This is a genomic window from Micromonospora sp. NPDC052213 (assembly GCF_040679695.1).
Lineage (GTDB): Bacteria > Actinomycetota > Actinomycetes > Mycobacteriales > Micromonosporaceae > Micromonospora.
This window is the reverse complement of record NZ_JBFAVI010000255.1, coordinates 1-6,836: the sequence shown is the minus strand read 5'-3', so window position 1 is coordinate 6,836 and position 6,836 is coordinate 1. Positions and strand designations below refer to the sequence as shown.

6 protein-coding genes and 1 pseudogene are annotated in these 6,836 nt (G+C 69.9%); 4 read left to right on the top strand and 3 right to left on the bottom strand.

Annotated features, from left to right (window positions below):
* Window positions 1–850 precede the first annotated feature (850 nt).
* Window positions 851–2,275 (bottom strand): MFS transporter, encoded by a 1,425-nt coding sequence (locus tag AB0L34_RS32200; RefSeq protein WP_363709251.1) that lies wholly within the window; start codon window positions 2,273–2,275, stop codon window positions 851–853.
* Between the two features lie 179 nt (window positions 2,276–2,454).
* Here AB0L34_RS32200 and AB0L34_RS32195 point away from each other — a divergent pair, with 179 nt between their 5' ends.
* Window positions 2,455–2,739 carry a metal-sensitive transcriptional regulator gene (locus AB0L34_RS32195; protein ID WP_363709249.1) on the top strand — a complete coding sequence of 95 codons (285 nt, stop codon included), beginning with the start codon at window positions 2,455–2,457 and terminating at the stop codon, window positions 2,737–2,739.
* Window positions 2,740–3,235: 496 nt separating this feature from the next.
* Window positions 3,236–3,529, top strand: a complete 294-nt coding sequence (locus AB0L34_RS32190) for a hypothetical protein (protein WP_363709247.1) — start codon at window positions 3,236–3,238, stop codon at window positions 3,527–3,529.
* Between the two features lie 63 nt (window positions 3,530–3,592).
* Here AB0L34_RS32190 and AB0L34_RS32185 read toward each other — a convergent pair whose 3' ends face one another.
* Entirely contained in the window at window positions 3,593–4,036 is a 444-nt protein-coding gene (locus tag AB0L34_RS32185) for an OsmC family protein (RefSeq protein WP_363709245.1), read from the bottom strand.
* A 376-nt stretch (window positions 4,037–4,412) separates the two neighbouring features.
* A complete protein-coding gene (locus tag AB0L34_RS32180; RefSeq protein ID WP_363709243.1) occupies window positions 4,413–6,485 on the bottom strand; it encodes a heavy metal translocating P-type ATPase in 2,073 nt (690 codons plus the stop codon).
* On the opposite strand from AB0L34_RS32180, the gene AB0L34_RS32175 reads away from it, so the two are divergent.
* Both AB0L34_RS32175 and AB0L34_RS32170 read left to right on the top strand, forming a co-directional pair.
* Window positions 6,408–6,734, top strand: coding sequence for a hypothetical protein (locus AB0L34_RS32175; protein ID WP_363709253.1), 327 nt, complete (start codon window positions 6,408–6,410; stop codon window positions 6,732–6,734). The genes AB0L34_RS32180 and AB0L34_RS32175 overlap by 78 nt on opposite strands.
* Window positions 6,722–6,836, top strand: a pseudogene (locus AB0L34_RS32170) (AraC family transcriptional regulator); the annotation flags it as partial. The gene AB0L34_RS32175 and the pseudogene AB0L34_RS32170, both read left to right, overlap by 13 nt.

The window sequence follows — 6,836 nt, the reverse complement described above, 5'->3', positions numbered from 1 at the left end:
GCGCGGGGCGTATTGCTGATGATGCCCAGAGTGTCGACGCCGCTGTGTCAACGCCGGCTGGATTTTCGGGCGGAGCCGACAGCTGGCATGGAGTGCTCACGTCCTCGCCAGGCCGCGCAATGCCACGCCGCCTACGTCGTAGGCGGATCCTTACGGCCGGAGGGATTTCGAAGGCCACGGTGAGAGGACCGCGTCGAACAAGCTTCCCGCTCACCGGGTGCTGGGCGGGGAGATCGACACCCACCCGGCCCGCTTCCTCTGCCGCGGGCGGGCACTCCGGGACGCGCTCCTGGACCGGTCCCCGAGGTGGGAAGCCGGTCGGCCGCTGGCGCGGTGGAGCTGCCGGTGCGCGCGACCAGGGCCGCTCGCCGGGCACCCACAACGGCTACCGGCCTCTCCGGACGGAACCGAGCCCACGACCGCCGGGGGACGGACAAGCCCGTCCTCACCGCCACCGCCAGCAGGACCAACTCCGACCGTGATCCGGCGTCACATCGCAAGCGAAGAAGTCGACCGGCAGCCCGGCTGTCCAGTGAAGTGGCAGGAGAAGGGCTGTACACCAGTCTGCTCCGGGTGCCAGGCGCCACGCCCGCAGCCCGAGATCGGCGCGGCCCTGCCGGGGAGTGAGGCTCGCACACCGGCCTCGACGTGAAGAGAGGGCGCGCCGCGCGGCGCGCCCAGCGGGTCCCGCCAAGCAGGCTTCGGGTCGCCCGGCCTCTTCGCCTGGGCGATCACGCCTTCACACATCCTCGTGTGTCGTTCGCACCCGCACCTGCACGTGTTCGGTCGGCTGGCCTGAGGGTGGCCAGCCGACCGAACGTGCTGCGGGTGTCGAGTTGGTGCGCTGCGGTCAGCCGATCGGGGTTGGCTGGGTCTCGGCGGCGGTTTCCTGCCGGGTGGTGGTGCGCAGGGTGAGCGCGGCGAGCACCGCGCCCAGCGCGGCGATGGCGGCTGCGCCGAGGAAGGAGGCGGAGAACCCGTCGGTGAGAGCGGGCCGGTTCCCGAGTTGGTCGGCGCCGAACGACGCGGCGACCGCGGTCATCGCCGCCAGGCCGAGCGCGGACCCGACCTGGTAGCTGGTGTTGACAATCCCGGAGGCGAGGCCGCCCTCCTCGGGGCGGGCGCTGGAGATCGCCGTGCCCAGGGAGGGGATGAAGGCCAGGGACATGCCCAGCGCCGCGACGAGGGAGGCGGGCAGGACGTCGACCCAGAAGTTGCCGTCGGGGCGGATCAGCGACAGCCACCCCATTCCGACGGCGAGGACGGCGAGCCCGGTGACCGTCATGGCCTTCGGACCGAACCGGGCGATCGCCCGTGGGGCGAGGACGATCATGCCGATCATGATCAGGATGGTCATCGGCAGCAGCGCGGCGCCGCTGGGGAAGGCGCTGTAGCCGAGGACCTGCTGCAGGTACAGGTTGAGGAAGAACCACATGGGGATCCACGCTCCGCCCAGCAGCACCTGCGCAAGGTTCGCGGCACCGAGGTTCGGCGTACGGAAGATGGAAAGCCGCATCAGCGGTTCACGGCGGCCGGCCTGGATGGCCAGGAACACCGCGAGCAACGCCACCGCGCCGCCGAGCACCAGCCAGGTCTGGGCGCTGGCCCAGCCCACCTCGGGCGCCTGCACGATGGCGTAGACGGCGGCGGCCAGGCCGGCGGTGACGGTGAGCCCGCCGGCGATGTCGAGGGAACCGCGGCTGGCGCCGCCGGCGGGCATCAGCGCCGGGGTGGCGAGGACGGCGAGCACGGCGATCGGGACGTTGATGTAGAACACCCAGGGCCAGCTGACGTACTCGGTGATCAGCCCGCCGAGGAAGACACCGGCGGTGCCGCCTGCCGGTGCAGCTGCCCCGTACAGGGCCAGGGCCTTGGTCAGCTCCTTCGGCGTGGCGCCGAAGAGCATCATCAGCAGCGTCAGCGCCGACGGCGCGATGAGCGCGGCGCCGACGCCTTGGACGGCCCGGGCTGCCAGTTCGACCGCCACGCTGTCGGCCAGACCGGCTACGACGGACCCGACGAGCAGGATCAGCCAGCCCGTGGTGAACATGCGCCGGGCGCCGAACAGATCGGACAGACGACCGCCGAGCAGCAGCAGGCCGCCGAACGCCACGACGTAGGCGTTGAACACCCAGGACAGGTTCTCCGGTGAGAAGCCGAGATCGGCCTGCATCTGCGGCAGTGCGACGCCGATGATCGACGTGTCCATGATGACCATGAACTGGGCGAGCGCGATGAGCCCCAGGGCCCACCACCGCTTGGATCCGCTTGACATCTCCACCACTCCTCTAGCCCCTGGGGGGTATGGGTAACGGGAGAATGTGTACCCCCTATGGGTATCGGGTGTCAAGCGGCTCGACGCGCATTCCCCTGGGAGAAAGCAGGAACACAGCCCACTTGTCGCAGATACCCCCGCTGGGTATGTTGATTCTCCGACAGAGAGGTGGGCTGGACATGGACCACGGCTACATCAAGGACAAGGGCGATTACCTGCGGCGGCTTCGTCGCATCGAGGGCCAGGTCCGCGGACTGCAGCGGATGGTCGACGAAGACGTCTACTGCACCGAGATCCTCACCCAGGTTTCGGCGGCGACGAAGGCGTTGGAGAGCGTCGCGCTCGGACTGCTCGACGAGCACCTGGCCCACTGCGTCGTCGCGGCCGTCCAGGCCGGCGGCCCGGATTCTCAGGCCAGACTGCGGGAGGCATCCGACGCCATCGCCCGGCTTGTTCGCTCCTGAGCACCTTTGTCGCCGGCAACCCTCGGGTTGCCGGGAGATGTTGGTGTGCACCAGCGAGACCAGCTGAGCCCTCGCCACCGTCGACAGTGACGCCGCGATCCTGGTGACGCCCGCCGCAGCGTGCACCGCGGTAAGTTCCCGCGTCGTGCCCGTCTGCCGGTCACCGTGGCGCGAAGCGGCTCACGGCAGCAGCGGCATTGGCCGGCACATCGCTCAGCGGCTCGTCGCCGACGGCGAAACTGTGGTGGACGTGCCGGCGAAACTGTCCGCGCGGGCCCGGGTGTTCGACACCGGCCAGGGCCGCAAGACCGACCCGCCGGGAGGACACGTGGGGCGACTCTTCAATCCTGCGCGGTCGACCCCGAACCCCAGGGCCGACACTTCGAACAGTCACTTCCCGGACCCGCCGAACCCCACCTTGGCCAGCCCCGCTCCCCCATTGACCACACAGACGGGTACCAGGAGCGGACGTCGACTCGCGTGAGAACATGCGTCCATGAGCAGCGACCTCGCCATCGATGTGAGCGCCCTGGCGGTCAACGTCACGATCCCCGAAGGGCTCCGCTGGACCGACACTCGACGCGGAGAGGAGTTCACGCTGACCACACTCAACATCCGGCTCCTCCCCGACGGGAGCATCGCGGCAAAGGCGTACGGCCGGCCGACTGGCGGCGGCCGAGGCACATATGTCTCGTTCCCCGTGCCCGACAGGCCCGAACTGCTGGCCCTGGTCGACCAGGCCGCCAACCGCGCCAGCGCGCTGTGGGCCGCTCACCGCGGTCTCAGCTGAGGGCCCGACTGCCGTGACGCGGGCGGCGCGTCGACTCACCAATCTCGCAGACGCCCGGAGACCTCAGTCCCCCGCAGAACCGGCAGCCTCGACGATCGAGACGGGAGTGCCAAGTTCGACCGTACGGGAGACGGTGCAGAGCCGGTCGTGCGACTGCTGCAGCGACCGGGGCAGCGCCTCGCGCGCCCTGTCGCCGTCCGCGCCCGCTGGGAACGTCACGGTGAACGCGACCGTGAGGTTCTCCATCCGGTTTCCCCCGGTCTCGTCCCGGATCTTGTCGCCGGTGACTTCGACGCAGAACTGAGTCGGTTCGGCGCGGCGGCTGGTGATGTGGTCCACATCTATCGAGGTACAGCCGCCGATGGCCGCCAGGAGCAGTTCCACCGGCGTGAAGCTGCCGTCCTCGCCCGTACCCATCGACATCGATCCGCCGCGGGCATTCCGCACGACGTACTTTCCCACGCTGGTGCGCTCGATCTCCACCGAGCGGAAGGTGTCCTCACCCATGGCAGGCACTCTATCCAGGCATCCTGGTCCCCGAGCCACCGGCCTGACCGGCGATCGGCCCGTCCCTGACCCAAGACCGAGTTCTACGACACCGTCAACGACCTCGAACGGGACCTGTACGAGTCAGACCGGACGAGCCCGGCGGGCAACAAGATGCGAGCCACGGCCGCACACGGGCAGCGGGGTTCGTAAACCTCGTCGTCCCTGCCCCCAGCTACCGTCGCAACCGGCTCAGCGAGCGCCATCGGTGGTAGGTCTTACCGCTCTTGTCGCGCTCGGTGACGTCCTGAGCGGACGTGCCCGAGTCGCCTGTGTCTGTCCAGGTGTGTGGCGGCCCGGTCGGATGGTCTCGACCGGGCCGCCGTTCATACGTGTGTTAGTGCTGTGCGGGGGTGAGTTTGACCCGGCGTAGCAGTTGGGCGTTGAGTGCCACCACGATGGTGGAGGCGGACATCAGCACCGCGCCGACGGCCGGACTGAGGGTGAACCCCGTCCAGGCCAGGACGCCGGCGGCGAGGGGGATCGCCACCACGTTGTAGCCGGCGGCCCAGACCAGGTTCTGGATCATCTTCCGGTACGACGCGCGGGACAGCCGGATCACACCCGTGACACCCCGCGGGTCCGACGAGGCCAGGATGACCCCCGCGGACTCGATCGCGACGTCGGTACCGGCGCCGATCGCCAGGCCGACGTCGGCGCGGGCCAGGGCCGGCGCGTCGTTCACGCCGTCGCCGACCATCGCCACGGTCAGCCCCCGGGCCTGCAACTCGGCGACCGCCCGGTCCTTGTCGGCGGGCAACACCTCGGCGAAGACCTCGTCCACCCGCGGCCGGAACCCCAGATCAGCAGCGACCGCCTCGGCAACCGGCCGGGCATCCCCGGTAATCATCACGATCTTCTTGACACCCTGTCCACGCAGGTCGGAGATGGCCTGGCGGGCCTCCGGACGGACCTCGTCCTCCAAAGCGAACGCACCCACCGCAGCCGGCTGGCCGGCCTCCGGCACATGGACCAGATGCAGCACCGCCGCACCACGGGCCGACCACCCCCGCGCAACGGTGTCCAGCTCCTCGGGGACCGCCGCGCCGAGTTCCCGCAGCAGGGCGGGGCCACCCACCGCCCAGGTCGTGCCGTCGACAACCGCCTGGACCCCTCGACCGGTCAGCGATCGGAAGTCCCGGGCCGTCGCCCGCAGCCCCCGGTCCCGCGCAACCTTCACCAGAGCCTTGGCCAGGGGGTGCTCACTGTCGGCCTCGACCGCGCCAGCGATCCGCAACACCTCGTCCTCCGTCGTGCCGGCGGCCGCAGCTGTGGCGGTGACGGTGTGGGCGCCCTTGGTCAGGGTGCCGGTCTTGTCGAACAGCACCGCGTCGACGGTGCGCATCCGCTCCAGGGCGAGACGGTCCTTGACCAGGATGCCGGCCTTGGCCGACACCGCGGTGGACAACGCGATCACCAGCGGGATGGCCAGCCCGAGGGCATGGGGGCAGGCGATCACCAGCACCGTCACCGTCCGGACCACGGACTGGTCGAGGTCACCCAGCGCCCACCAGGCGACGAAGGTGACCAGCGCGGCGGCGGTGGCAACGTAGAAGAGCATCGCCGCGAACCGGTCAGCCAGGACCTGCGCCCGGCCACTGGACGCCTGCGCCTGGGCGACGAGCCGACCAATACCCGCCAGCGCCGTGTCCTCACCCACCGCGTCGACCCGCACCCGCAACGCGGAATCGGTGGCCACCGTGCCCGCCACCACCCGATCCCCCACCCCACGCGGCACCGGCCGGGACTCCCCCGTGATCATCGACTCGTCCAACTCAGCCGCGCCGTCAACGATCCGACCGTCAGCCGGCACCCGGGCACCGGAGCGGACCAGCACCACGTCTCCGACCCGCAACTCGGACACCGACACCCGGTGCACAGCGCCATCGTCGTGAACCCGTTCGGCGTCATCCGGGAGCAACGCCGCCAGCGCGGCGAGGGCGCCCTGCGCCTGACCGATCGCCTTCATCTCCTGCCAGTGACCCAGCAGCATGATGGTCACCAGCGCCGCCAGCTCCCACCAAAAGTCCAGATCGAACGCGCCGAGACTGGTCGCCATCGACGCGACGTACGCCACCGCGATCGCCATCGAGATCAGCAGCATCATCCCCGGAGCACGATCACGCACCTCACGGACACCGCCGACCAGGAACGGCCAGCCTCCGTAGAAGAAGACCACCGAGCCGAGGACCGGACCCACCCAGCTCATGCCCGGGAAGTCGAGGGCGTAGCCGAACCAGCCCATCACCATGTGACTGGTCACCACGATCGGAATCGTCAGCGCCAAGCTCAGCCAGAACTTACGCCGGAACTGCTCCGGATCATGACCCGCATGCTTGTCATGACCCCCATGCATGCCATGACCCCCGTGCCCCGCACGAACGCCATGACCCCCGTGCCCCGCATGCATGTCATGACCGCCGTGCCCACCGGCAGACCCATGCCCCGCGTGGTCATGGTGACCACCGTGGTGACCACCCGCGGGCTGGGGGCCGGCTGCCCCAGCACCGCTTCCATGCCCACCATCGGGCCCACCGCCAGCCTGCTCGCCCACCGGAACCTGATGCCCGTGATGCCCACCGGCGACCATGGCATCGGTGTCAGTCACGTGTTCGTGCCTCATACCGTCCACCTCCAACCGGAACCATATACCCCCTAGGGGTATACACCGAAACCCGCAAGCAGCGCGCCGCCCGCCGGGCCGGGGAGTTCCCGCCCGCCCCCGAGCCGCTGCCCCGCCCCGTGCTGGACAGCCACACCC

Excerpts from the sequence above, each read along its gene's own strand:
- AB0L34_RS32180 (WP_363709243.1), bottom strand. The coding sequence starts at position 6,485 with ATGCATGCGGGGCACGGGGGTCATGGCGTTCGTGCGGGGCACGGGGGT.
- AB0L34_RS32175 (WP_363709253.1), top strand. The coding sequence starts at position 6,408 with ATGCTTGTCATGACCCCCATGCATGCCATGACCCCCGTGCCCCGCACG.
- AB0L34_RS32190 (WP_363709247.1), top strand. The coding sequence starts at position 3,236 with ATGAGCAGCGACCTCGCCATCGATGTGAGCGCCCTGGCGGTCAACGTC.
- AB0L34_RS32185 (WP_363709245.1), bottom strand. The coding sequence starts at position 4,036 with ATGGGTGAGGACACCTTCCGCTCGGTGGAGATCGAGCGCACCAGCGTG.
- AB0L34_RS32200 (WP_363709251.1), bottom strand. The coding sequence starts at position 2,275 with ATGTCAAGCGGATCCAAGCGGTGGTGGGCCCTGGGGCTCATCGCGCTC.
- AB0L34_RS32195 (WP_363709249.1), top strand. The coding sequence starts at position 2,455 with ATGGACCACGGCTACATCAAGGACAAGGGCGATTACCTGCGGCGGCTT.